This window comes from Caballeronia sp. LZ024 (genome assembly GCF_031451455.1).
Lineage (GTDB): Bacteria > Pseudomonadota > Gammaproteobacteria > Burkholderiales > Burkholderiaceae > Caballeronia > Caballeronia telluris.
This window is the reverse complement of record NZ_JARUXL010000001.1, coordinates 660,971-684,860: the sequence shown is the minus strand read 5'-3', so window position 1 is coordinate 684,860 and position 23,890 is coordinate 660,971. Positions and strand designations below refer to the sequence as shown.

Sequence of the window (23,890 nt, the reverse complement as noted above, 5' to 3'; positions counted from 1 at the left end):
TTCGAAAAAAATCTAAAAGGCGATGCCGAGCGTCAGATACGGCTTGACGCTCTTGTTCTTGAAACCGTACGCCAGGTCGACGTTCACCGGCCCGACCGGACTGCGCCAGCGCACGCCGAGGCCCGCGCCCGGCTGGAAGACGCGCTCGCTCCAGGTGTCGGTGGCGGTGCCGATGTCGAAGAACGCCGCGCCGCCCCAGTCGTGCGTGAACCAGTGCTGGAACTCGGTGCTGCCCGTAACGAGATACTTGGTCGGCAGGATCGAGCCGTCGACATTGTTACCGATGCTCTGATAGCTGTAGCCGCGCACCGAGTTCGAGCCGCCCGCGCGAAACAGGAGCGACGCCGGAATGCTGTTGGTCGGACCGCTCGTGAACACGCCGCCGAACTCCGCGCGAAACACGAAGAGATCGCGCTTCGTGATCGGCACATACTGCAGCAGGTTCGTGTAGAGCCGCCCGAAGGTCTGCTCGGTCGCCACGCCCTTGATTGCGAAACCCGCCTCCGCGCGGATCAGGTTGCCGCTCCTCGGAAACAGCGGATCGTCGACGTTGCGGCGGATCCACTGCCACGCCGGCACGAGCGCGCGCGCATTCGACGGATTCGGCGCGTTCTGCGTCAGGCGGTCGTCGTAGAAGATCAGCGAATAGGTCGTGTCGATGTTTTGCGTCGAGCGCGACCGCTGCACGCCCACGCGCGCGCTGTAGATGCGCGTATCCGACACGTTCGTGTTCGTGTACGACGCGAGCACGCTGTTCACCCAGCCGCGCGTGCCCGGCGGCATCGCGAGCGTCACCTGGCCGTATTGCTGCGTCTCGTCGAGCCGCCCGGAGACCGTGAACGGATAAGCCGCGCCGAACGTGTCGAGATAGCTGTACGAGCCCTGGATGTGCGGGCCGGTATCGGTCGCGTAGCCGACGCCGTAGCGCACGCTGTTATACGGATACTCGCTGACCTTCAGGTGAATCGGCGTGCGCTCGGGCTTGTTGACGTCGTTGTCGGCGTCGATCGCGACGCTCGCGTAGTACGGCGTGTTCTGCAACTGGCGCTGGAGTTCGTTCACGCGCGCGATGTCGTAGATGTCGCCGGGATGGATCGGGTCGACGTTGTGGATGATCTGTTCGGGATAACGGCGCACGCCGCTCACGTCGAGATCGCCGAAAGTGAAAGTCGGGCCGCTGTCGAACACCACCGACAAATCGACGATATGCGTGCGCGGATTCACCCGCGCCTGCGAGCGCGCGATTTTCGCGCCCAGATAACGGCGCGCCTGGAGCGCCTTGAGCGCGGCGTTCTTGGCATCGTCCCACGCGCTCTCCGAGAACGGATCGCCCTCCTTCACCGAAAAGGCGAAGCGCGCGGCGTTTTCCTGCGCGCGGTCCTCAGTCGTCACGGCGCCCTTGAACGTCAGGTTGACGGACGAGACCTTCGTCTGCGGTCCGGGATCGACGCTCACCGTGACCGATTTCTTGTCGTCGACCGTCTTGACGTCGGTGCGCACGACCGGCGTGAAATACCCCTCGGTCGCGACGAGATCGCGCACCGACTGCGGCGCCGCCGTGACGAGGAATTCGAACTGGTCCTCGCTGATGTCGTCGCGTTTCGCAAAGCGCGACAAATCGAGATGATCTTTCAGCAAGGAACGCACGCTGCGCGGCGCTTCGATATCGACGTCGTATTTTGCGTAAGCCGGATGCGCGGCGGCCAGGAGAACCAGCGGCAAGACCATGCCGCGCACACGCGCCGCGGCGGCTCGCCGCCAGCCGGCTGTGGCGCGCGTGTGGCGCAATGGATCGAACAGGCCAAACAGGCGCCCCGCCAAACGTGACCTCCGGCCTTGGGATGGTTATCGAGAAAAAATGAATCGCGGAATCGATTCGTCGGATTGCTCCGGCGGCCGGCTGCTCGGGCGGCCGGACATCGACGGGCGGCAGGCTGCAAGCCAATGGCGCAGGCGCTATTTCACCACATCGGTAAGACCTGCCGTCCTAAAAACGACTCGGCCGGAAGCCACGGCGGGCCGAAAAGCCGGCCGCAAGGCGCCGGAAAGCTCAGCCGAAACGCGGACCGTGCGCCGTTGGACGATTCCCCCGGGCACTTGTTCCGCGCGTGCAGCATTGCGTGCGGCCTGCTTTTTCGCGTGTTCCGACAGAGCGTCGGCGAATCATGGCTTTCGTCCCGCCGATATCGAACCGCAGCGGGTCGCTTGCGGTAAAATTGCGACGATACATCGCGCCGGTCCTGCCGCTATAACAGGCTACAGCAGGGCCGCCGCCACCCGGACGCAACGTCCCGGCCCCACGCGGACCTTAACGGAAGTCGAACCATGTACCAGTCGGACATCACCCAGTTCATCAATCAGCTGAAAGCGCAGAAGCCGTCGCTGGAAGAAGAACAGCGCCGCGGCCGCGCGCTCCTGTGGGACAAGCAGCCCATCGACCTCGACGAGCGCACGAAACAGCAAACCTCGCGCGTGCAACAGACGCCCTACGTCTACTACCAGAACTTCTGAACGTGAGTTCCGCCCGCGAGGCGCAGCCGGCAACGGAACCGCCTCACCCGGACGCGCGCCACGGACATGCGCGCGATGAGCGCGCACAAGCGCTCGCCACGCCCGCCACCGACTCGACGCCCGACACCATCGACGGCGTCGCGTTCGCGCATCTGTACGGCGAACCGCTCTGGAAGCTGCCGACGGATCTCTACATTCCGCCGGACGCGCTCGAAGTCTTTCTGGAAGCGTTCGAAGGTCCGCTCGACCTGTTGCTGTACCTGATCCGCAAGCAGAACTTCAACGTCCTCGACATTCCGATGGCGGACGTCACCGCGCAGTATCTCGGCTACGTCGAGCAGATTCGCGAGTCGAATCTGGAACTTGCCGCGGAATACCTGCTGATGGCGGCGATGCTGATCGAGATCAAGTCGCGCATGCTGCTGCCGGTGAAGAAGGCGGACACCGGCGAGGAAGCCGAGGACCCGCGCGCCGAACTCGTGCGGCGCCTGCTCGAATACGAGCAGATGAAACTCGCCGCGATGCGGCTCGACCAGTTGCCGCAGCTCGGGCGCGACTTCCTGCGTGCCGAGGTGTATATCGAGCAGGCGCAGACGCAGCGTTTCCCCGACGTCGAAGTCGCCGACCTGCGCGCCGCCTGGGCGGACGTCATCAAGCGCGCGAAGCTCGTGCAGCATCACAAGATCTCGCGCGAAGAGCTTTCGGTGCGCGAACACATGAGCGTGATTTTGCGGCGTCTGCAAGACACGCGCTTCATGGAGTTCTCCGAGCTCTTCGACACCTCGCGCGGCGTGCCCGTCGTCGTGGTGAATTTCATCGCGATGCTCGAACTGTCGCGCGAGTCGCTGATCGAGATCACCCAGGCCGAACCGTATGCCCCCATCTACGTAAGACTGGCGTATTCGCCCGCCTGAGCGCCCTCGCGCCTTTGCGCCTCCAATAAACCTTGTGCCCCGGACGAGCCTTCGCGGGCAACCCAGGAGACCCGCTCGATGAAAGTCATCAGCTCGATCCATGAACTGCGCGACCAGTTGCGCGGCCAGAACCGAACCGCCTTCGTCCCGACGATGGGCAATCTGCACGAAGGCCATCTCTCGCTGATGCGGCTCGCGCGCCAGCATGGCGATCCGGTCGTCGCGAGCATTTTCGTGAACCGCCTGCAATTCGGCCCGAACGAGGATTTCGAGAAATATCCGCGCACGCTCGAAGCCGACATTGAGAAGCTGCAAAAGGAAAACGTCTACGTGCTCTTCGCGCCGACGGAAAAGGAACTGTATCCGCAGCCGCAGGAATATCGGGTGCATCCGCCGCACGATCTCGGCGACATCCTCGAAGGCGAGTTCCGCCCGGGCTTCTTCCAAGGCGTGTGCACGGTCGTGATGAAGCTGATGTCGTGCGTGCAGCCGCGCGTCGCCGTGTTCGGCAAGAAGGATTACCAGCAGTTGATGATCGTGCGCCAGATGTGCGACCAGTTCGCGTTGCCGACCGAAGTGATCGCCGCCGAAACCGTGCGCGACACCGACGGCCTCGCGCTCAGTTCGCGCAACCGGTTTCTCTCGACCGACGAGCGCGCCGAAGCGCCCGCGCTCGCCGCCGCGCTCAACCAGGTGCGCGATGCGGTGCTCGCCGGCAATCGCGATTTCGCGTCGGTCGAAAAGGACGCGATGAATTCGCTTGCCGTGCGCGGCTGGAAGCCGGACTACATCGCCGTGCGCAAGCGCTCGAACCTGCTGCCGCCGGGCGCCGCCGACGCCGACGCGCCGCTCGTCGTGCTCGCCGCGGCGAAGCTCGGCACGACGCGTCTCATCGACAACCTGGAAATCTGAGCAAAACCCACGACATGCTGCGAACCCTGCTGAAATCGAAGATTCACCGCGCGACCGTCACGCATTGCGAGTTGCATTACGAAGGCTCGTGCGCCATCGACGAAAACCTGCTCGAAGCGGCCAATCTGGTCGAAAACGAGCAGATCGACATCTGGAACGTGAACAACGGCGAACGCCTGACGACCTACGCGATCAAGGGCGAGCGCGGCAGCGGCATGATTTCGCTGAACGGCTCGGCCGCGCGCCGCGCGCAGCTGGGCGATCTGGTGATCATCGCCGCGTTCGCGCAAGTCGACGAGGCGGAACTGAAGGCGGGCTGGAAGCCGGATCTCGTCTTCGTCGACGAGAACAACCGCATCAAGGGCAGCCGCGACCACGTTCCCACCCAGAACTGGACCTGAACGCGCGGGCGCGCGCTCAGCGCCCCGCCCACTCGACGATCGGCTGCCACTGCTCCAGATCCTTCTCGACGCGGCTTTTCGCGACGTCCCACACCGTGAGCCCGTGCGCCGCGAGTTGCACGTAATTCTGCGTATCGCGCAAAAATCCCAGCACCGGCAGATCGAGCCCTTCGACGAACCGGTGCAACTGCTCGGCCGAGCGCGTGCGCGCATCCACGCGCATGCCCACGACGCCGATTTCGATCGTGCCCTTTCGCACCGCCTTTTCCTTCGACAATTTCTGCAGGAAATCCTGCGTCGCGAGAATGTCGAACATGGATGGCTGGAGCGGCACGATCACCTTGTCCGCCAGTTCGAGCGCCAGCGCGAGCCGATTGCCGTGAACCCCCGCGGGCGTATCGACGACCGCTTTCTCCAGACCTTTCGGCGGCTTCGCGGGCGCATCGACGTCCAGTTGCCATTCTTCGATTTTCGTCAGCGTGTCCGGCCGCAAGGCGAGCCACGCGTGAGCGGAGCGCTGCTTGTCGAGGTCCGCGAGCGCGACCCACTCGCCGTTCGCCGCGAAATACCCCGCCAGATTGGTCGCGAGCGTGCTCTTGCCGACGCCGCCCTTCGGATTCGCCACCACGATCACCGTCATGAAGTTTCCCGAGTGTTCTGACCACGGCCGGCATCGCCCGGAACTGCGGCGATTCCGCCCGCCGGTTCATTGTTTTGGAACCTGCAATGCGCGAGCCGTTGATATTATCGGTAAAACCGGCGCGACCGGAACCTCTCCCGAACAGCCAACTCGCTTCCCATGACCCTACTTCGTCCCGATGTCACGCTCGATTTCCTGCGCAACCGCCAGCGCGGCTGCCTGCCGGAGCTGTTGGGCGTCGAACTCGTGTCGCTCGAAAGCGGCGCGCTCGTCGGCGAACTGCCGATCCGCCCCGAACTGCTCGCCCCGAACGGCTTTCTGCATGCCGCGAGCGTGATCGGCCTCGCGGATACCTGCTGCGGCTACGCGTGCATCGCGCATCTGCCCGAAGGCGCGAAGAATTTCACGACCGTTGAGCTGAAAAGCAACCACGTGGGGACCGCGCGCGAAGGCAGGATCATCGCGAAGGCAACGGCCGTGCACCTCGGCCGCAGCACGCACGTCTGGGACGCGACGGTGACGAACGCCGACGGCAAGACCGTCGCGCTTTTTCGCTGCACGCAGATGATTCTGTATTGATCCGATCTGATTCGCTCGCGCCGCGTCAGCCGAACGCCGCCGCGACCTTGTCCAGATCGAGCGACGCGGCAAGCGCATCGGCGAGCCGGTCGAGCGACGCTTCGCGCAGCGCCGGATAGTCGAGCGCCTCCGCCCCTTCGACGCCCGCCCACGCGAGCAGCGCCGCGCACGCCTCGGGCGTGTCGAAGATGCCGTGCAGATAGGTGGCCGCGATCTGGCCGTCTTCCGATACGGCGCCGTCCGGCCGTCCGTCGGCGAGCCGCACTGCCGGCCGTGCGAGCGCCGCGCCGCTCGTGCGCCCCATGTGGATCTCGTAGCCGCGCACCGTGGCCGTATCGTTCCCGAAAGCGAGCCGCCCGCCGACGTTCTCAAGCAACTTGTGCGGCGTGAGCGTCGTCGACAGATCGAGCAGGCCGAGCCCTTTTACCCGCCCCGCCGGACCTTCGATGCCGTCCGGATCGTCGATCTCGCGCCCGAGCATCTGCATGCCGCCGCAAATGCCGAGCACCTTGCCGCCATAGCGCAGATGCCGCCCGATCGCGCGATCCCAGCCGTGCTCGCGCAGCCACGCGAGGTCGCGCTGCACGCTCTTCGAGCCCGGCAGCACGATCAGATCCGCCGGCGGCGGCGCCATGCCGGCCCGCACGTATTCGAAATCGACCTGCGGATGGGCGCGCAGCGCGTCGAAATCCGTGTGATTGCTGATGCGCGGCAGCGCGGGCACGATCACCTTCAGCGCATCGCGGGCGCCGCGCGTGCGGGATTCGCGTGGCAGCATGTCCTCGGCGTCGAGCGTGAGGCCGTGCAGATACGGCACGACGCCCAGCACCGGCTTGCCCGTCCGCGCTTCGAGCCAGTCGAGCCCGGGCTGCAACAGGCCGATGTCGCCGCGAAACCGGTTGATGACGAAACCGCGAATCCGCGCGCGCTCGCTGTCGGAGAGACACGCGAGCGTGCCGAGCAGATGCGCGAACACGCCGCCGCGATCGATGTCCGCGACCAGCACGACCGGACAATCGACGCGCTCCGCGAAACCCATGTTCGCGATGTCGCGATCGCGCAGGTTCACTTCGGCGGGACTGCCCGCGCCTTCGACGATCACCGCCTCGAAGCCCGCCGCAAGACGCCCGTAGGACGCGAGCACGGCCTCGAACGCGACGCTCTTGTACTCGTGATACGCCCGCGCGTCGAGGTTCGCGTGCGCGTGGCCGTGGATGATGACCTGCGCGCCGCGATCGCTCGTCGGCTTGAGGAGCACGGGATTGAAGTCGATCTGCGCGTCGACGCCGGCCGCGAGCGCCTGCAACGCCTGCGCGCGGCCGATCTCGCCGCCGTCGACGGTGACCGCGCTGTTGAGCGCCATGTTCTGCGGCTTGAACGGCGCGACCCGCACGCCGCCGCGCCGCGCGAGCCGGCACAGGCCCGCGACGAGCGTGCTCTTGCCGGCATCGGAGGTGGTGCCCTGGATCATCAGCGTGCCGCGCGGGGCGAAGTGCATGGTCGGTTCTCTTTCAAAGCGCTCGTGGGTCAGGCTCGACAAGCCGGGCCCGATATCTTAGCCCGCCGTTACAATGTCGCGATGACCTCCTCAGCTCCATCGCGCGATCTCACCTTCGTGCTCGGCGGCGCGCGCTCGGGCAAGAGCGCGCATGCCGAGCGGCTCGCCATCGAAAGCGGTCTGCCCGTGACCTACGTCGCGACCGCGCATGTCGGCGACGCGGAGTTCGAAGCGCGCGTCGCGCTGCATCGCGAGCGGCGGCCCGCGCACTGGTCGCTCGTCGAGGCGCCGCTCGATCTCGCGGGCGCGCTCGCTTCGGCGGCGCGCGTCGGCCATTGCGTCCTGATCGACTGCCTGACGCTGTGGCTCGCCAATCTGCTGTGCCCCGCCGAAGGCAACGAAGCGGCCGCCGTCCCCGAACACGCCCTGAACGCCTTCGACACCGCGCTCGCCGATGCGCCGGGCAAGATCATCGTTGTGAGCAATGAAATCGGCATGGGCGTCGTGCCGCTCGGCTCCGTGACGCGTCTTTACGTCGACGAACTCGGCCGCCTGAACCAGCGCGTCGCCGCCGCGAGCACCCGCGCGCTCCTGATGGCCGCGGGCCTGCCGCTCGTGCTCAAGGGCTAGGCGCGATGCTCATCCTCTCCTTCTACGCCATGACGATGCTCGCGATTGCGGGCGTCGTCGTCGACCGGCTGATCGGCGAGCCGCGCACACGCCATCCGCTCGTCGGCTTCGGCACGCTCGCGGTGCGCCTCGAAGCGCGCATGAACAGCGGTTTTCGCGCCCGGCCGGCGGGCATTCTCGCGTGGTTCGCGGCCGTGGTGCCGCCCGTCGCGATTGCGTGGCTGCTGGTGAGCGTGCTGCCGTTTGCGCTGGCATGCATCGTCCACGTCGTGCTGCTGTGGTTCGCGCTCGGCGCGCGAAGCCTGCGCGACCACATCGCGCCGATCGCGCGCGCGCTCGGCCGAGGCGACCTCGACGAAGCGCGCACGCTCACCGCGCGCATCGTGTCGCGCGAGACCGCGAACGCCGACGAAGGCGCGCTGTCGCGGGCGGCAGTCGAATCCGCGCTGGAAAACGGCAACGACGCGATCTTCGGCGCGCTCTTCTGGTTCGCCGTCGCGGGCGGTCCGGGCGCGCTCGCGTTTCGTCTCGCCAATACGCTCGATGCGATGTGGGGCTACCGCACGCCGCGCTATCTGCGTTTCGGCTGGGCGGCCGCCCGCTTCGACGACGTCCTCAACTTCGTGCCCGCGCGCCTCACCGCCGCGAGCTACGCGCTCCTCGGCGACACGCGCACAGCCTGGCACTGCTGGCGCACGCAGGCGCCGTCGTGGGACAGCCCCAATGCGGGCCCGGTGATGGCGTCGGGCGCGGGCAGCCTGAACGTGCTGATCGGCGGACCGGCGGTCTATAACGGGACGCTGGAATCGCGTCCCGTGCTCGGCGCGGGAATGGCCGCGATGCCCGTGCACGTGGTCGCGGCGTTAAAGCTCGTCGAGCGCTCGACGGTGCTGTGGCTCGCGCTTTTGCTCGTGGGCGCGTTCATCAGCGTGGGCGCGCATGTCTGAGCCGATTCATGAGCCGATTCATGAGCCGATTCATGAGCCGATCCGCCACGGCGGCAACCTGCGCGAAGCCGCGCGCCGCTATTCGATTCCGCTCGAAGACTGGCTCGACCTCTCGACCGGCATCAATCCGCTCGGCTTCCCGGTGCCGCCGGTGCCGCCCGACGCGTGGCGGCGCCTGCCCGAAGACGACGACGGTCTCGCCGAAGCCGCCGCGCTTTACTACGGCGCGAAGGCGGCGCTGCCCGTGGCGGGAAGCCAGGCGGCGATCCGCGCCCTGCCGCCGCTCCTTGCGCGTGGCACGGCGGCGGTGGCACCACTGACCTACGGCGAGTACGCGCCCGCCTTCGAGCGCGCGGGACATCGCGTCGTGCCGCTCGACGTGTCGGCGCACGAATTGCCCTCGCACGTCGAGCACGCGATCGTCGCGAACCCGAACAATCCGACCGCCGAACGCATCCCGCGCGACACGCTGCTGCACTGGCATGCGCAGCTCGCGAAGCGCGGCGGCACGCTGATCGTCGACGAAGCATTCGCCGATGCCTTCGATCCCGCCGGTCCGCACGCGTCGCTCGCCAACGAGACGGATCGCGAAGGTCTCGTCGTGTTGCGCTCGGTCGGCAAGTTCTTCGGTCTCGCGGGCATTCGCGCGGGCTTCGTTCTCGCCGCCGCGCCGTTGCGCGCCGCGCTCGCCGGGACGCTCGGCGCGTGGACGGTGAGCGGCCCGGCGCGTCACGCGGTCGAGGCCGCGTTCGCGGACCGCGCATGGCAACGCGCGACGCGCGAGCGGCTCGCCATCGATAGCGCGCGTCTCGCGGCGCTGATCGCGCAGCACGGTTTCGACGACGTGAAGTCGACGCCGCTCTTCGTCTGGTTTCAGGCCGCCGATGCCGCGTCGCTGCAACACACGCTCGCCACGCGCGGCATCTGGACGCGCCTTTTCGAGCCCGCCGGAATGACGCCGAGCCTGCGCATCGGCCTGCCCGGCTCCGAGGGCGATTGGGCGCGGCTTTCGCGGGCCTTGTCGGAGCGTCGCGCGTGATGGCGCGATGCTTCGCGATGTTCGCCGCGTTGGCGTTCTGCGTTCAAGCCCAGGCCGCGCTCACCGTCACCGACGACACCGGCGCCGCCGTCACGCTCGACGCGCCCGCGCAGCGCGTCGTGAGTCTCGCGCCGCACGTCACGGAACTGCTCTTCGCGGCGGGCGGCGGCGCGCGGGTCGTCGGCGCGGTGACTTACAGCGATTACCCGAGCGCCGCGCAGTCGATCCCGCGCGTCGGCGACAACAAGGCGCTCGATCTCGAACTCATCGTCGCGATGAAGCCGGACCTGATCGTCGTGTGGCGGCATGGCAATGTGGCGCGCCAGACCGAGCGCCTGCGCGACCTGCACGTGCCGCTCTACTTTAGCGAGCCGCAGCATCTCGCCGACATCCCCGCGACCATCGACCGGCTCGGCGTCCTGCTCGGCACGAAGGAGACCGCGGCGAGCGCATCGAATGCCTTTCGCCGCGACATCGCGCGATTGCGCGCGCGGTATGCGAGCCGTGCGGCGGTCGGCGTGTTCTATCAGGTCTGGGACGATCCGCTGATGACGCTCAACGGCGCGAGCGTCTTCAGCGAAGTGATCGAACTGTGCGGCGGACGCAACGTGTTCGCGAACCTGAAGCCGAACGTGCCGACGATCTCGACCGAAGCCGTGCTCGCGGCCGACCCCGAGGCGATCGTCACGGCGACCGTCGGCGCGACGAATTCCGGCCGGTCGTTGCCGGCGTTCGAGCGCTGGAAGAAGTGGCCGTCGTTGATGGCGGTTGCGCGCAACAACCTCTTCGGCATCGACGGCGACCTGATCAGCCGCCCGACACCGCGACTCGCGCTCGGTGCGGCGCAACTCTGCGAAGACCTCGACGCGGCGCGCGGACGGCGTCCGAAGTAATCACGCGTTCCAGCGCACGAGAAACCACTCGCCGCGCGTGCGCCTGAGCCACACGATGCCGCCATGATCGATCGCCCATTGCAGCACGCTCGCCGTTCTCGCTTCGATCAACCGCGCCGTCAGCACGCGAATCACGCCCGCATGCGTGACGACATGAACGGGCGCATCGCCTTCGCGGCACGTCTCGTCGAACCATCGGCCGACGCGCGCGCTGAACTGCGCGAGACTCTCGCCGCCATGCGTGCGCGCGTGGTCGAGATCGTCGGCCCATGCATCGAGCGACGTGCGATCGATGTCGTCCCACGCGCACCCTTCCCACGCGCCGAAGTCCATTTCCATGAGACGCGCATCGGCGTGCGATGCGCCGAGCGCGTCGGCCAGCAACGCGCAGCGTTGCAGCGGACTCGTATGCCAGACGCCTGCGCACGCAGGCACCTTCAGCGCGCGCATCCGTTCGTCGAGCACGCGCGCCGACGCCGCGACATCGTCCGCGAGCGGCACATCGCTTTGACCGTAGCACACGCCCGCATCGACGCGGACGGCGGGATGACGTATCAGGACGAGATCCATCCGAGTCCGATCAGGTAGATCGCCAGTTCGAAAAGTTGCTGCGCGAAGCCGAGACAATCGCCCGTATAGCCGCCTAAGCGCCGCACGAAGTACCGGCCGATGAGAAAGCGCAGCGCGGCGAGGACGGCGAGCGTCAGACAGCCGAGCCGCCAGTCGGGCCAGAAAAGCCACGGCAGCCCGCAGACCGCCGCGAGCGCAAACGCCGTCGCGCTCATGCGTTGCGCCACCGGCTTCGCTTTGCCTTCGGCGCGCACGTAATCGAGCGTCAACAGATAGCTGATCGCGAACGTGCGGCTCGCGGCGTGCGCGGCGAGCATCAACCATACGGCGCGCGTCGGCGGCAACGCGGCGAGCGTCTGCCACTTCAACGCGAGCGAAACGACGAGCGCAATCGCGCCGAACGCGCCGATGCGCGAGTCATGCATGATGCGCAGCACATCGTCGCGCGTGTAGCCGCCGCCGAACGCATCGACGCAGTCGGCCAGACCGTCTTCGTGGAAGGCGCCGGTCAGAACGAGCGTCGCGGCCATCGAGAGCAGCACGGCGACGCTCGCCGGCAACACGCGCAACGCCGCGAGATAGACCAGCGCGGCAACGCCGCCGACCATCAGCCCGACGAGCGGAAAATAGCGCGCCGCCGCGTTCAGATACTGCCGCTCGAAGCCGACCCAGCGCGGCACCGGCACGCGCGTGAAGTAGCCGAGCGCGGTGAGGAAATAGCGCAGCTCGTCGAGCAGACGCGGCGTGGGATCAGGCATCGCGGTCCGAGACGCCGGCGGATTCGAAGCTCGCCATCTCGTCGACGAACGCGACGGCCGCGCGAAGGAGCGGCAACGCGAGCGCCGCGCCCGTGCCTTCGCCGAGACGCAGGTCGAGTTGCAGGAGCGGCGCGGCATCGAAGTGCTGAAGCATGCGCGCGTGCCCCGCTTCGTTCGATGCATGCGCGAACACGCAGTAGTCGAGCACGTCGCGCGAGATCGCATGCGCGACGAGCAGCGCGGAGCTGGCGATGAAGCCGTCGACCAGAATCGTCATGCGCGCTTTCGCCGCGGCGAGAAAGGCGCCCGCGATCATCGCGATCTCGAAGCCGCCGAAGGTCGCGAGCGTATCGACGGGATCGGCGCTTCTCGCGTGACGTTCGAGCGCCGCCGCGAGCACGTCGCGCTTGTGGCTGACGCCCTCGTTCGACAAACCCGTGCCGCGCCCGACGCAGACGTCGATCGGCAAGCCGCACAGACGGCTCATCAGGCACGCCGCCGCCGATGTATTCGCGATGCCCATCTCGCCGAAGCCGATCACCGTGGTCCCGAGCGACGCGTGATGACGCACGCGCGATGCGCCCGCCTCGATTGCCTGCAAGGCTTCGTCGCGCGTCATCGCCGGTTCGTGCGCGAAGTTGCGCGTGCCGCCGCGCCGGATCGCGATGTCGACGAGGCCGGCGCTTCCGGGCAGCGCCGTCGCGACGCCCGCATCGACCACTTCGAGCGTCATGCCGACCGAACGCGAAATCGCATTGATCGCGGCGCCGCCGGCAAGAAAATTCGCGACCATCTGCACGGTCACTGCCTGCGGATACGAACTCACGCCTTCAGCGGCGATACCGTGATCGCCCGCGAACACGATCATCGCGGGACGTTCGATGCGCGGCTTCGTCGTCTGCTGGATCAGGCCGATTTGGAGCGCGAGCGATTCGAGGCGGCCGAGACTGCCCGGCGGTTTCGTCTTCGTATCGATGATGTGTTGCAGTTCGGCCTGCAAAGCGCGGTCGAGCGGTTGCGGAAGGTCCTGGATGAGCGACATCGGTTCGTCCTTTGAAAGCGGTTCAGTCCGGGAAGCGGGGCACGAGCGCTTCGTGACCGTCCTGGCGGATCAGCGTGAGCGGATAGCCGAACGCGGCGCTCGCGCGCTCCGCGCTCAGTACCTCGCGAGCGGGGCCGGCGTGCGCGCGGCCCGCGCCGTCGAGCAGGAGCGCATGCGTCGCGTAACGGCGCGCGAGGTTGAGATCGTGACACGAGAAGATCACCGTGCGCGTATCGCCGCGCTCGCGCATCCATGCGTCGAGCGCGTGCAGGCAGTCGATCTGGTGATGCAGGTCCAGATGCGAAAGCGGTTCATCGAGCAACAAGAGCGGCGCGTCCTGACACAGCGTCGCGGCCAGCGCGACGCGCTGCCGCTCGCCGCCCGACAGCGACAACACGTCGCGCGCGGCGAACGCAGCGAGCCCGAGCCGGTCGAGCGCCGCGTGCGCGGCGTGGCGGTCCGCTTCGCTTTCCCAGCCCCCGCCGGTCAGATGCGGAAAGCGGTTGAGCATCACGATGTCGAGCACGGTCGCATCGAACGCATCGTGGCTGCTTTGCGGCATCAGCGCACGACGCCGCGCGAGGTCGGCGGCGCGCCAGTCGTCGAGATCGACGCCATCGAGCGATACCGAACCTGCCAGCGCCTTCGACAGACCGGCCAGCGCGCCGATGAGCGTCGTCTTGCCCGCGCCGTTCGGCCCCGCGATGCACCAGATTTCGCCGGGCGCGAAGGTCTGCGTGAGCGATTCGACGAGCGTGCGGCTCGCGGCCTGCAACATGAGGCCGGTGACGCGAAGGCTCGCGTTCATCGCGGCCTCCGCAGCAGCATCCAGAGAAAGACGGGCACGCCGATCAGCGCCGTGATCACGCCGACGGGCAACTGCGCCGGCGCGATGGCCGTGCGCGCGATCAGGTCCGCGCCCATCACCGCGACGCCGCCGCCGAGCGCGGCGGCGGGCATCAGCATGCGCTGGTCGTTGCCGAACGCAAGCCGCAGCACGTGCGGCACGACGAGCCCGACGAAGCCGATCGTGCCCGCCGTCGTCACGGCCGCTGCCGCCGCGAGCGACGCCACGAGATAGATGAAGAGGCGCAGGCGCACGACGGGCACGCCGAGCGCCTGCGCGGCGGCATCGCCGCGCAGCAGCACGTTGAGCTGCGGCGCGACGGGCACGACGACGACGAACGCGACGGCCAGCGCGACGAGCGCGGTCCACGGTGTCGCGACGCCGTTCAGGTCGCCGGTCAGCCAGAAGACCATGCCGCGCAGGCGGCTCTCCGGCGCGAGCGCGAGCATCAGCGTGATGAGCGCGCCCCAGCCCGCGGCGATCACCGCGCCCGTCAGCAGCAGACGCGGCGAGGCGTCCTGCGGCTCGCCGCGCCACAACTCGCGGCGCGCCAGGCCGAGCACGAGCAGGATCGACAGCAAGGCGCCTGCGAACGCGGCCACGTCGACGCTCCACCACGGCATCGACACCAGCATCGCGCCGAGCGCGAAGGTTGCCGCGCCGCCGGACACGCCGAGCACGTAGGGCTCCGCAAGCGGATTACGCAGAAGCACTTGCAGCAGCGCGCCGGCCATCGCCAGCAGCGCACCCGAGGCAAAGCCGGCGAGCGCGCGCGGCAGGCGCAGGCTCAGCACGATCTCGTCGATCACATCGGACGACGATGCGCGCGCATGCAACAACGCGTCGATCACCCGCAGCGGCGGCAGCGCAAAGCTGCCGAGCGCGAGCGACGCCACGAACACGACGAGCGCCGCCACCGCGAGCGCGCTCCAGATCGCGGCGGCGCGGCCCGCGTTCATGCCGCGCGCGGGCGGGCTCCCGGTGCTCACGTCAGCGCGCACCGTTCGCATCAGAGCTGCCGCCAGCCGATCGTGAGATACGCGCCGCGACGCGGCGTGTTGTACGAGTAAGCGAGTTCATAGTCCTTGTCGAACAGGTTGTCGATGCGCGCGTCCACGTACCACGACTTCGTGATGTCATAACGCGCCGACAGGTTCACGAGGCCGTAGCCCGCGAGCGTCGACTCGTAGTCGCTGCGCGCGCCGCTCACGATCCATTCGCCGCCCACGCGCCAGTGGCCGATCAAGCGATGCGCCGTGAACGCCGCGAAACGGCGCGCGCGGCGCGTGAGTTCCTCGTGATTCGTCTCGTCGACGGGATTTTGCAGCGTGAAGCTCGCGCGCACGTCGGTGGCGCCGACCTGCCCCGCCCACGATCCCTCGATGCCCTGCACCTTCGCGCGCCCCACGTTCTGCGCGATATAGAAGCCGCTGCCATCGGCGACATAATCGATCAGGTTCGAATAGCGCGTCTGGAACGCGGTGAGACGCAGCACGCCAAGCGCCGACGACGCGTACTGCAACGCCGCTTCCACCGAATGACTGCGCTCGGGCTGGATCGACGGATTGCCAGAGAACGGATAGTACAGATCGTCGAAGCTCGGGGCGCGAAACGATGCGGCGTAGCTTGCGCTCGCCTTCCAGTGCGCGTCGAAGTTGTAGCCATAGCCGAGATAGTAGCTGTTCGCGCCGCCGAAATCGGAGTACTGGTCGCGCCGCAGGTTCGCCTGGAACTGGCTCGCGCCGATGCGCCCCACATAACCCGCGAACACCGAGTTCACATGACGGTCGGGCGCGTCGAGCTGATCGGAATCGAGCGTCTGGTCCGTGTGCTCGTAGCCGAAGAGCAGCTTGTGACCGGCCGCGAGCCGCACGTCGTTCTGCCACAGGTACTGCCGGTTCTCCGAGTTGAAGCGGTTCGTATAGACGCCGTTCTGTTCGATGTTCGCGCGGTCCTGACCCTGCGCGATCGTGAAGTGCGTCGTCCAGCGGTCGGTCAGCCGGCCGTTCGCAAAAACGGACGCCGAGCGCACGCGGTCGTGCGATTCGTTGAGATCGGACGGGCGGCCGTAGGCGTCGTCAAAACTGTTGATGCCGTTCGACTGCAAGAATCGTACGCCGCCGTCCCACTTATCCGTGAACGCATGGCGCAGCGTCGCGGCGACGCTTTCGTTCAGATAGCCGTTCGCGTTCGGGTTCGCGCCCGGTGCGAGCGCCGGATCGATCGACGAGAAGCTGTCGGTCTTTTCGCGTGAGACGGTGAAGTCGAAGGTCGTGCGGCCATCGCGGTCGAGCGCGCCGTTCACGCCGAATTGCTGGCGCTGCGTGTGATAGCTGCCGTACTCCGCTTCGACGTTCACGCGCGGCGGATGAGCGCCGCCCTCTTTCGTGAAGACCTGCACGACGCCGCCGATCGCGCCCGATCCGTACAGCGCGGACACGTTGCCGTTCACCACTTCGATGTGGTCGATTTCGTCGAGCATCAGTTGCGAGAGCTGTGCGGCGCCGAGTCCCGCCGACTCGACGCGCACGCCGTCGATCAAGACGAGCGACTGCGACGACGCGGCGCCGCGCACGTAAAGGCCCGAGGTCGCGCCCGGCCCGCCGTTGCGCGTGATCTGCACGCCGGGGGCGAGGGCCAGCAGACCGAGCGCATCGGAGGCGTTGGTATCGGCGATGTCCTGCGCGTCGAAGAGCGAGGTCTGCGCGATCGTGTCGGCGAGCGGCTCGCTTGCGCGCGTCGCGGTCACGACGACGGGCGCGAGCGTCGTCGTCCCTGCATGGCCGTCGGCCGGATCGATGGATTGCGCGGACGAAGCGAACGGCATGCCACAGGCGACGAGCAGCACCGGACGCGCCGCGCGGGCGAAGATTGAAGACATGTGTGAAGCGTTTCCTGTCGATGACGAGCGCGGCCCGCTCCCCGCGGGCTTCATGCGCGTATCGGCACGGCGCGCGGAACAAGGCAAAGCGCGACGCACCCGACTCCTGGCCGGTATCCGGGCTGGCGACAGCATCGTCCCGCCTTCCCGCGCGTTGGCGCAGTGGCATTTAACGTTTGCCTCGGCCGCCTGTTTCAAGTGACGAAAAATGCGGGCAAAAACACGGGCAAAACGTATCGGGGACGACTTGCAACTTGCGTTGCGGTCGCTTACCGTTGCGGGGGCAGCACAGGTTGGCTCGTCCTTGCCGGACTTCGCTCCCTGTTTCCCGTTTGACTGCGTCCGCTTCGAAGGCGAACGCGAGCACCAAAAGTGCGGCAAGTTTAGGAGCCACGCCCGCGAGCGTCAAGAAAGCGGCGCGGATGCAAGAGGTCGGCGCGCGCTGCGATTGACGCGACGCAACGACCCGCTCTATCCACACACGTATTGCGCTGAAGAAATGCGTTTTTGCGCATGAAGGCGTGCTGTTACGTCTCGAAACGAGACATTTATCGGAAGCTCGGTTGAACCGCGCTAAAATGCGAGGTCTTTAGAGGACGCAGCACATGCTCAACGAACTCGAATCACTTTCACAGAACATCGGCCGGCTGATCAAGATCAGCGAGCGCCATCATCAGGCCCACCGCGCACTCGAAGAACAACTCGACCAGGTGCGTGCCGACTTCGCCGCCGTGCAGGTCGAACTCGCGCAGGTGCGCGAAGAGCGCGACACGCTGCAGGCGGAACGCGACGGACTCTCGGCGAAGATCGACGACGCGCAGGTGCGCCTGAACGCCATCCTCGAAAAACTGCCGCGCGCGAAAGCCGCGCCCGAGCCCGACAATCAAATGGATCTCCTTGGCCCCGATGCGTCGGCCGATTCTTCGTCTGATGCGCCCGAACACGCGCACGCCGGCGAGATGAACGGTGAACACAGCCACGGAGAAAAAGCATGAGCACCAAACAGATCGAAGTCTCCATTCTCGGCCAGCAATACCGTCTCGCGTGCTCGGCCGAAACCGAAGACGCACTGCGCGAAGCCGTGGCCCGCGTCGATGCAGAGATGAACAAGGTGCGCAATGCAAGCAGCGTGCGCGGCACGGACCGCATCGCGGTGATGGCGGCGCTCTCGCTGGCGTCGGAATTGCTTAAGCTGCAGAACAGCGTGCGTCATGGCGAGGCCTTCCCCGCCGAAGAAATCCGCCACACGGTGCACCGGATGAACGAGCAACTGGGCGCCGTCATCGCGCAATATGAAGCGCAGTGAGCACGGTCTCGCGACGAGCATGCTCATCACATGGCCGCCAGCGTGACAAGCGTTCTTAAATCGCGAAAGCTTAAAGTCGTTGCTGCATCCGACTGGCGATTGGTGTAGAGTTAGTACTCCCTGCCTGGTTCGCCAAGGTCATATATTCCTTGAACCAATGCCATTGTGCACGGTTGCGGAAATTTGTAGCACGGGCGCGCGCGTCACTCTGTCTGATGTACCCGAAGTGCTGCTTACTGCGACCAATCTTGAACCCCGGTTCAGGATGCCGGCCTAGCGGCTGAGGCGGGGACCTTATCTGAAACGGCATCGGTTTTTCCGATGCCGTTTTTCTTTGGCTGCCCGGTTGGCAGGCTGCTCAACACGCTCTCACATTCACATCGATCATGCGTTACTGGCTGATGAAGTCCGAACCGGACGAAGCGAGCATCGATCATCTCGCGCACGCGCCGAAGAAAACCCTGCCGTGGACCGGCGTGCGCAACTATCAGGCGCGCAACTTCATGCGCGACGCGATGCAGGTCGGCGACCGCGTGCTCTTCTATCATTCGAGCTGCCCGCAGCCCGGCATCGCGGGTCTCGCGGAGGTCGTCTCGACGGCGTATCCCGATCCCACGCAGTTCGATCCGAAGAGTTCCTACTACGATCCGAAGTCGACGCAGGAAACGCCGCGGTGGCTTCTCGTCGATGTGCGCTTCGTGAAGAAGACGCCGCTCGTCGCGCTCGCGACGCTGCGCGAACACAAGGAACTCGCCGACATGCAAGTGCTCGCGAGAGGCAATCGTCTCTCCATCACGCCCGTGACCGAAGCGCAATGGCGCTTCATCACCGAGCATCTCGTCTAAACGCGCGCAGGAACTTCGCGCGCTCGCGAGCCGCCTAAGTGACGTCGCAAATCAAGCGATTCCACACTCCCGGAGTTCCACGATGATCAAAAACAAAACCGCGTTCGCGCTCGCGGCCGCCGCCATTTCGAGCGCGGCGCTCACGATGTCGGCGACGGTCGCCGCGCAAACCGTGCTCACGCAGCCACAGCCTTCGGGCGTGCTGTCGCTGTCGGCGCAGGCGAGCACCGAAGTGCCGCAGGACACCGTCAACATCACGCTCTTCTACGAACAGGAAGCGCAGGACGCATCGTCGCTCACGACCACGCTCAACCAGCGCGCCGACGCTGCGTTGCGCACCGCAAAGGGCGTCGAGGGCGTGACGGCGCGTAGCGGCTCGTTCACCGTGTTCCCGTCGACCGATCGCGACGGCCGCATTTCCGCCTGGCGCGGCCGCACCGAAGTCGTACTGGAATCGCATGATTTCGCGGCGGCATCGAAGCTCGCGGGCAAGATGAGTTCGTCGATGCAGGTCGGCAATGTCGCGTTCTCGCTGTCGCCGCAGGCCCAGCGCGCGGCCGCGCAAAAGCTCTCGACGCAGGCGATCGACTCGTTTCGCCAGCAGGCGCAGGCCTCGGCGCAGGCGTTCGGCTACAGCGGCTATTCGATCCGCGAAGTCAGCGTGAATCACGACGGCTCGTCGCCGCGTCCCGTGATGATGATGCAGGCGCGCGCGATGAGCGCCGATGCGAAGATGGCCGCGCCCATGGCCTTCGAGGCGGGCACCTCGACCGTGACGGTCAACGTGTCGGGGTCGGTGCAGATGGCGCGCTAACGGAACGGCGCCTCGCGATGGCGAGGCGTCGTTCATGCGTCAGGCCGCGTTCGCGGGCTTCGACGGCAATCGCCCGTCGCGCCGGTAGGCCCAGATCATCATCGCGATCCCCACGACGATCATCGGCAGCGAAAGCCACTGGCCCATCGAGAAGCCGAGCGCGAGAAGGCCGAGATAATCGTCGGGCTCGCGCGCGAACTCCACCGTGAAGCGCGCCAGTCCATAGCCGATCAGAAAGAGCGCGGAGCCCGCGCCCACGGGCCGCGGTTTGCGCGAGAACGTCCAGATCACGATGAAGAGCACGAGTCCTTCCAGCGCGATCTCGTACAACTGCGACGGATGGCGCGGCAACATGTGATAGCGCTCGAAGATCTCCGTCAGATGCCAGCGCAGGTCCGCTTGCGGGTGCTTGGCGAGCCAGATCGCATCGTCGTTCGATGCGCCCGGGAAGAGCATCGCCCACGGCGCGTTCGGATCGGTCACGCGGCCCCACAGTTCGCCGTTGATGAAGTTGCCGAGACGCCCCGCCGCGAGCCCGAGCGGCACCATCGGCGCGACGAAATCGGTGACCTGCAGCCACGTGCGCTTGCGCTGGTACGCGAAGAGGACCATCGCGAGCGTCACGCCGAGAAAGCCGCCGTGAAACGACATGCCGCCTTCCCACACCTTGAAGATATCGAGCGGATGCGCCGCATACCAGCTCGCCTTGTAGAAGATCACGTAGCCGAGCCGGCCGCCGAGGATCGTGCCGAGCACGCCGTAGAACAGCATGTCGTCGATGTCGCGCACGGTCCAGCCTTGCGCCGCGACATGCGGCAGCCGCAGCCGCAGCCGGCCGACGACCACCGCCGTCACGAACGCAACCAGATACATGAGGCCGTACCAGCGCACGGCGAGCGGGCCGAGATGAATCGCGACGGGATCGAAATTGGGGTGTATGAGCATCGTAAGTTGTAGTAGCGGTTCGAGATGCGCGAACTCTCAAGCGAGCGATAAAGCGTGAGCCATGAGCGCGAACTATGAAGCAGGCACCGCCGCGCCGTGGGCGCGCACGATGTCGATGAAACCGGCGAGCACAGGACTGACCTCCGCCGCGCGCCACACGAGACCGGTCTCGACGAGCGCGCCGTTGCCCGCGCCGGATTCAGCAAGCGGACGATACACCACGCCCGTGCGCCGCAGATTACGCAGCGACTGCGGCACGAGCGCGACGCCCATGCCGGCGGACACGAGGCTCACGATGGTCTGCATCTGGATCGCCTCCTGTCCGATGCGCGGCGTGAGTCCACACGTGCCGTAGCAACCCATAATGATGTCATAGAAACCGGGCGCGAGCCGTCTCGGAAAGACGACGAGCGGCGTGGACGCCAGTTCCTGCAGGCTCACGGGCGTGTCCGCCCATTCGTGCGCGCCCTGCCCGAGTTGCTCGGCGAGTTCCGCCGGCAGCGCGACGACGAGCGGCTCGCGCGCGATCGGCAAGTACGAGAGCGCCGCCACGTGACGCGGCGGCAGCGGCGGAATCACGAGGCCCGCATCGATGCGGCCCGCGATCAGTTCCTCGATCTGCACGTCGCTGGTGGCCTCGGTGAGCTGCAGCCGAACGCGCGAAAAACGCGCGCCGAAATCGCGCAAGAGCGACGGCAGCAGGCCGTAGTCCGCCGTCGAGACGAACGCGAGCGACAGCACGCCCGCTTCGCCGCGCGCGAGCGATTGCGCGAGCGGCCTGAGCGCCTCGGCCGCCGAAAGCAGGCGCCGGACTTCCGGCAGCAGGTCGTGGCCGACCGGCGTAAGCTCGACGGATCGCTTCGTGCGCGCGAAGAGCGCGACGCCGAGCGCCTCCTCAAGCGCGCGGATCGCCTGCGACAGCGGCGGCTGCGTCATCGCGAGGCGCGCCGCCGCGCGGCCGAAATGCATTTCTTCCGCGACGGTCACGAAGTAGCGCAGCAGCCGCAATTCGACGGGGGGATTGCGCGGGTCCATTAATATCTCGTGCGACCTAATAAGCCCTGAATAATATATTGGACAGACACTTGCCGACGCTGCATTCTTCCGGCACTAGACGAAAAAATCCTCAAGGAGCCCCCAAATGGCCTTCAATCGCCGCTCGAAAAACATCACCCAGGGCGTGGCGCGCTCGCCCAATCGCTCGATGTACTACGCCCTTGGCTACAAGGAAGACGACTTCGACAAGCCGATGATCGGCATCGCCAACGGCCACTCGACCATCACGCCGTGCAACGCCGGCCTGCAGCGTCTCGCCGACGCCGCCGTCGAATCGATCCGGAAATCGGACGCGAACCCGCAGATCTTCGGCACGCCCACCATCTCCGACGGCATGTCGATGGGCACCGAAGGCATGAAGTATTCGCTCGTGTCGCGCGAAGTGATCGCCGACTGTATCGAGACCTGCGTGCAGGGCCAGTGGATGGACGGCGTCGTCGTGATCGGCGGCTGCGACAAGAACATGCCGGGCGGCATGATCGGCCTCGCGCGCATGAACGTGCCGGGCATCTACGTGTATGGCGGCACGATCCGTCCGGGCAACTGGAAGGGTAAGGACCTGACCATCGTGTCGTCGTTCGAGGCGGTCGGCGAATTCACGGCCGGGCGCATGTCGGAAGAAGACTTCAAGGGCGTCGAGAAAAACGCGTGCCCGTCCACCGGTTCGTGCGGCGGCATGTACACCGCCAACACGATGAGCTCGTCGTTCGAGGCGCTCGGCATGTCGCTGATGTATTCGTCGACGATGGCGAACCCGGATCAGGAAAAGGTCGACTCCGCCGCCGAATCGGCGCGCGTGCTGGTCGAAGCGGTCAAGAAGGACCTGAAGCCGCGCGACATCATCACGAAGAAGTCGATCGAGAACGCGGTCGCGCTCATCATGGCGACGGGCGGCTCGACCAACGCCGTGCTGCACTATCTGGCGATCGCGCACGCGGCCGAGGTGGAGTGGACCATCGACGACTTCGAGCGCATGAGGAAGAAAGTGCCGGTGATCTGCGACCTGAAACCGTCGGGCCAGTTCGTCGCCACCGACCTGCACAAGGCAGGCGGCATTCCGCAAGTGCTGCGCATCCTCCTTGATGCAGGTCTCCTGCACGGCGACTGCATCACGATCACGGGCCGCACGATCGCGGAAGAACTAAAGGACGTGCCGGGCAAGCCGCGCGCCGACCAGAAGGTGATCTATCCGATCGACCAGGCGCTCTACGACGAAGGCCACCTTGCGATCCTGAAGGGCAATCTCGCGCCGGACGGCGCCGTCGCCAAGATCACCGGGCTGAAGAATCCGGTGATCACGGGCCCGGCGCGCGTCTTCGAAGACGAGCAAAGCGCGATGGAAGCCATTCTCGGCGACAAGATCAAGGCCGGCGACATCGTCGTGATGCGCTATCTCGGGCCGAAAGGCGGCCCCGGCATGCCGGAGATGCTCGCGCCGACATCGGCGATCATCGGCAAGGGACTGGGCGAATCGGTCGGCCTCATCACCGACGGGCGCTTTTCCGGTGGCACGTGGGGCATGGTAGTCGGCCACGTCGCGCCGGAAGCCTTTGCAGGCGGTACGATCGGACTAGTGCAGGAAGGCGATTCGGTCACCATCGACGCCCACAAGCTCTTACTGGAACTGAACGTCGATGCCGCGGAAATCGAGCGCCGTCGCGCCGCGTGGAAGCAGCCGGCGCCGCGTTACACGCGCGGCGTGCTTTCGAAGTACGCAGCGCTCGCGCTGCCCGCGAACAAGGGCGCCGTGACGGGCTGACGTCCGTCGCTGAGATCTGAACGCCGACGAACGAAGGGGCGCACGATGCGAATCGTGCGCCCCTTCTCATTGGGCCGCGTATTGGGCGGCGTATTGGGCCGCG

The 23,890-nt window shown here is 66.6% G+C and carries 25 protein-coding genes, 1 other RNA gene and 1 riboswitch; of the genes, 15 read left to right on the top strand and 11 right to left on the bottom strand.

The genetic code is table 11. The features are described 5' to 3' along the window. Nucleotides 1–12: 12 nt before the first annotated feature. Nucleotides 13–1,728, bottom strand: a complete 1,716-nt coding sequence (locus tag QCE48_RS03335; RefSeq protein WP_309788282.1) for an autotransporter assembly complex family protein — start codon at nucleotides 1,726–1,728, stop codon at nucleotides 13–15. A 597-nt stretch (nucleotides 1,729–2,325) separates the two neighbouring features. Between QCE48_RS03335 and QCE48_RS03330 the strand changes: the two genes are divergently transcribed. The 4 genes from QCE48_RS03330 (at nucleotide 2,326) to panD (ending at nucleotide 4,738) form a co-directional block, all read left to right on the top strand. Further along, on the top strand, nucleotides 2,326–2,511 hold the full coding sequence (locus tag QCE48_RS03330) for a DUF3460 family protein (protein ID WP_309786117.1): 186 nt from the start codon (nucleotides 2,326–2,328) through the stop codon (nucleotides 2,509–2,511). 128 nt (nucleotides 2,512–2,639) lie between these two features. Continuing rightward, nucleotides 2,640–3,425, top strand: a complete 786-nt coding sequence (locus QCE48_RS03325) for a ScpA family protein (protein ID WP_087630947.1) — start codon at nucleotides 2,640–2,642, stop codon at nucleotides 3,423–3,425. A 78-nt stretch (nucleotides 3,426–3,503) separates the two neighbouring features. Further along, nucleotides 3,504–4,337, top strand: coding sequence for a pantoate--beta-alanine ligase (panC, locus tag QCE48_RS03320; protein WP_309786119.1), 834 nt, complete (start codon nucleotides 3,504–3,506; stop codon nucleotides 4,335–4,337). Nucleotides 4,338–4,351: 14 nt separating this feature from the next. Further along, nucleotides 4,352–4,738 (top strand): aspartate 1-decarboxylase, encoded by a 387-nt coding sequence (gene panD, locus QCE48_RS03315; protein ID WP_062635233.1) that lies wholly within the window; start codon nucleotides 4,352–4,354, stop codon nucleotides 4,736–4,738. 16 nt (nucleotides 4,739–4,754) lie between these two features. On the opposite strand, the gene QCE48_RS03310 is transcribed toward panD, so the two are convergent. Continuing rightward, nucleotides 4,755–5,378, bottom strand: a complete 624-nt coding sequence (locus tag QCE48_RS03310) for a ParA family protein (RefSeq protein WP_309786120.1) — start codon at nucleotides 5,376–5,378, stop codon at nucleotides 4,755–4,757. Nucleotides 5,379–5,537: 159 nt separating this feature from the next. Here QCE48_RS03310 and QCE48_RS03305 point away from each other — a divergent pair, with 159 nt between their 5' ends. Next, nucleotides 5,538–5,957 carry a PaaI family thioesterase gene (locus tag QCE48_RS03305; protein WP_309786122.1) on the top strand — a complete coding sequence of 140 codons (420 nt, stop codon included), beginning with the start codon at nucleotides 5,538–5,540 and terminating at the stop codon, nucleotides 5,955–5,957. A 25-nt stretch (nucleotides 5,958–5,982) separates the two neighbouring features. Here QCE48_RS03305 and QCE48_RS03300 read toward each other — a convergent pair whose 3' ends face one another. Next, nucleotides 5,983–7,455 carry a cobyric acid synthase gene (locus QCE48_RS03300; RefSeq protein WP_309786123.1) on the bottom strand — a complete coding sequence of 491 codons (1,473 nt, stop codon included), beginning with the start codon at nucleotides 7,453–7,455 and terminating at the stop codon, nucleotides 5,983–5,985. Nucleotides 7,456–7,536: 81 nt separating this feature from the next. On the opposite strand from QCE48_RS03300, the gene cobU reads away from it, so the two are divergent. From cobU to QCE48_RS03280, 4 genes are read left to right on the top strand one after another with little or no spacing between them, the layout of a single operon-like run. Next, entirely contained in the window at nucleotides 7,537–8,085 is a 549-nt protein-coding gene (gene cobU / locus QCE48_RS03295; RefSeq protein WP_309786124.1) for a bifunctional adenosylcobinamide kinase/adenosylcobinamide-phosphate guanylyltransferase, read from the top strand. A 5-nt stretch (nucleotides 8,086–8,090) separates the two neighbouring features. Beyond that, nucleotides 8,091–9,032: an adenosylcobinamide-phosphate synthase CbiB gene (gene cbiB, locus QCE48_RS03290; RefSeq protein WP_309786125.1), complete on the top strand. Its 942-nt coding sequence runs from the start codon at nucleotides 8,091–8,093 to the stop codon at nucleotides 9,030–9,032. After that, on the top strand, nucleotides 9,025–10,071 hold the full coding sequence (gene cobD / locus QCE48_RS03285) for a threonine-phosphate decarboxylase CobD (RefSeq protein WP_309786126.1): 1,047 nt from the start codon (nucleotides 9,025–9,027) through the stop codon (nucleotides 10,069–10,071). The genes cbiB and cobD overlap by 8 nt, the downstream gene beginning before the upstream one ends. Beyond that, nucleotides 10,071–10,964: a cobalamin-binding protein gene (locus QCE48_RS03280; RefSeq protein ID WP_309786127.1), complete on the top strand. Its 894-nt coding sequence runs from the start codon at nucleotides 10,071–10,073 to the stop codon at nucleotides 10,962–10,964. Before cobD ends, QCE48_RS03280 begins: the two co-directional genes overlap by 1 nt. Here the strand turns inward: QCE48_RS03280 and cobC are convergent, their stop codons facing one another. Genes cobC through QCE48_RS03250 form a run of 6 tightly spaced genes read right to left on the bottom strand, consistent with a single transcriptional unit; the run spans nucleotide 10,965 to nucleotide 17,062 of the window. Then, on the bottom strand, nucleotides 10,965–11,534 hold the full coding sequence (cobC, locus tag QCE48_RS03275) for an alpha-ribazole phosphatase (protein ID WP_309786128.1): 570 nt from the start codon (nucleotides 11,532–11,534) through the stop codon (nucleotides 10,965–10,967). Then, the gene (locus QCE48_RS03270) at nucleotides 11,519–12,292 is read right to left on the bottom strand and encodes an adenosylcobinamide-GDP ribazoletransferase (RefSeq protein WP_309786129.1); all 774 of its coding nucleotides are present in this window, start codon (nucleotides 12,290–12,292) and stop codon (nucleotides 11,519–11,521) included. The genes cobC and QCE48_RS03270 overlap by 16 nt, the downstream gene beginning before the upstream one ends. Further along, nucleotides 12,285–13,334 (bottom strand): nicotinate-nucleotide--dimethylbenzimidazole phosphoribosyltransferase, encoded by a 1,050-nt coding sequence (gene cobT, locus QCE48_RS03265; RefSeq protein WP_309786130.1) that lies wholly within the window; start codon nucleotides 13,332–13,334, stop codon nucleotides 12,285–12,287. The genes QCE48_RS03270 and cobT overlap by 8 nt, the downstream gene beginning before the upstream one ends. A 22-nt stretch (nucleotides 13,335–13,356) precedes the next feature. Then, nucleotides 13,357–14,142, bottom strand: coding sequence for an ABC transporter ATP-binding protein (locus QCE48_RS03260; protein WP_309786131.1), 786 nt, complete (start codon nucleotides 14,140–14,142; stop codon nucleotides 13,357–13,359). Further along, nucleotides 14,139–15,191 (bottom strand): FecCD family ABC transporter permease, encoded by a 1,053-nt coding sequence (locus tag QCE48_RS03255; protein WP_404982850.1) that lies wholly within the window; start codon nucleotides 15,189–15,191, stop codon nucleotides 14,139–14,141. The genes QCE48_RS03260 and QCE48_RS03255 overlap by 4 nt, the downstream gene beginning before the upstream one ends. Beyond that, nucleotides 15,191–17,062, bottom strand: a complete 1,872-nt coding sequence (locus QCE48_RS03250) for a TonB-dependent receptor domain-containing protein (RefSeq protein ID WP_309786133.1) — start codon at nucleotides 17,060–17,062, stop codon at nucleotides 15,191–15,193. Before QCE48_RS03250 ends, QCE48_RS03255 begins: the two co-directional genes overlap by 1 nt. 90 nt (nucleotides 17,063–17,152) lie before the next feature. Next, nucleotides 17,153–17,448, bottom strand: a riboswitch (cobalamin riboswitch). A 219-nt stretch (nucleotides 17,449–17,667) separates the two neighbouring features. Between QCE48_RS03250 and QCE48_RS03245 the strand changes: the two genes are divergently transcribed. The 5 genes from QCE48_RS03245 (at nucleotide 17,668) to QCE48_RS03225 (ending at nucleotide 20,027) form a co-directional block, all read left to right on the top strand. Continuing rightward, nucleotides 17,668–18,057, top strand: a complete 390-nt coding sequence (locus QCE48_RS03245) for an ATPase (RefSeq protein WP_309786134.1) — start codon at nucleotides 17,668–17,670, stop codon at nucleotides 18,055–18,057. After that, the gene (locus tag QCE48_RS03240) at nucleotides 18,054–18,368 is read left to right on the top strand and encodes a cell division protein ZapA (RefSeq protein WP_087630801.1); all 315 of its coding nucleotides are present in this window, start codon (nucleotides 18,054–18,056) and stop codon (nucleotides 18,366–18,368) included. The genes QCE48_RS03245 and QCE48_RS03240 overlap by 4 nt, the downstream gene beginning before the upstream one ends. Nucleotides 18,369–18,482: 114 nt before the next feature. Next, nucleotides 18,483–18,664: non-coding RNA, 6S RNA (ssrS, locus tag QCE48_RS03235), on the top strand. 90 nt (nucleotides 18,665–18,754) lie between these two features. After that, nucleotides 18,755–19,213, top strand: coding sequence for an EVE domain-containing protein (locus tag QCE48_RS03230; protein ID WP_309786137.1), 459 nt, complete (start codon nucleotides 18,755–18,757; stop codon nucleotides 19,211–19,213). Between the two features lie 82 nt (nucleotides 19,214–19,295). Next, nucleotides 19,296–20,027: an SIMPL domain-containing protein gene (locus QCE48_RS03225; RefSeq protein ID WP_309786138.1), complete on the top strand. Its 732-nt coding sequence runs from the start codon at nucleotides 19,296–19,298 to the stop codon at nucleotides 20,025–20,027. Nucleotides 20,028–20,066: 39 nt separating this feature from the next. Here the strand turns inward: QCE48_RS03225 and lgt are convergent, their stop codons facing one another. Continuing rightward, nucleotides 20,067–20,972 carry a prolipoprotein diacylglyceryl transferase gene (gene lgt, locus QCE48_RS03220; RefSeq protein ID WP_309786140.1) on the bottom strand — a complete coding sequence of 302 codons (906 nt, stop codon included), beginning with the start codon at nucleotides 20,970–20,972 and terminating at the stop codon, nucleotides 20,067–20,069. Nucleotides 20,973–21,044: 72 nt separating this feature from the next. Further along, complete coding sequence (locus tag QCE48_RS03215) at nucleotides 21,045–22,007, bottom strand: LysR family transcriptional regulator (RefSeq protein WP_309786142.1); 963 nt, start codon at nucleotides 22,005–22,007, stop codon at nucleotides 21,045–21,047. Between the two features lie 106 nt (nucleotides 22,008–22,113). Between QCE48_RS03215 and ilvD the strand changes: the two genes are divergently transcribed. Beyond that, nucleotides 22,114–23,787, top strand: coding sequence for a dihydroxy-acid dehydratase (gene ilvD, locus QCE48_RS03210; RefSeq protein ID WP_309786144.1), 1,674 nt, complete (start codon nucleotides 22,114–22,116; stop codon nucleotides 23,785–23,787). Nucleotides 23,788–23,890: the final 103 nt, after the last annotated feature.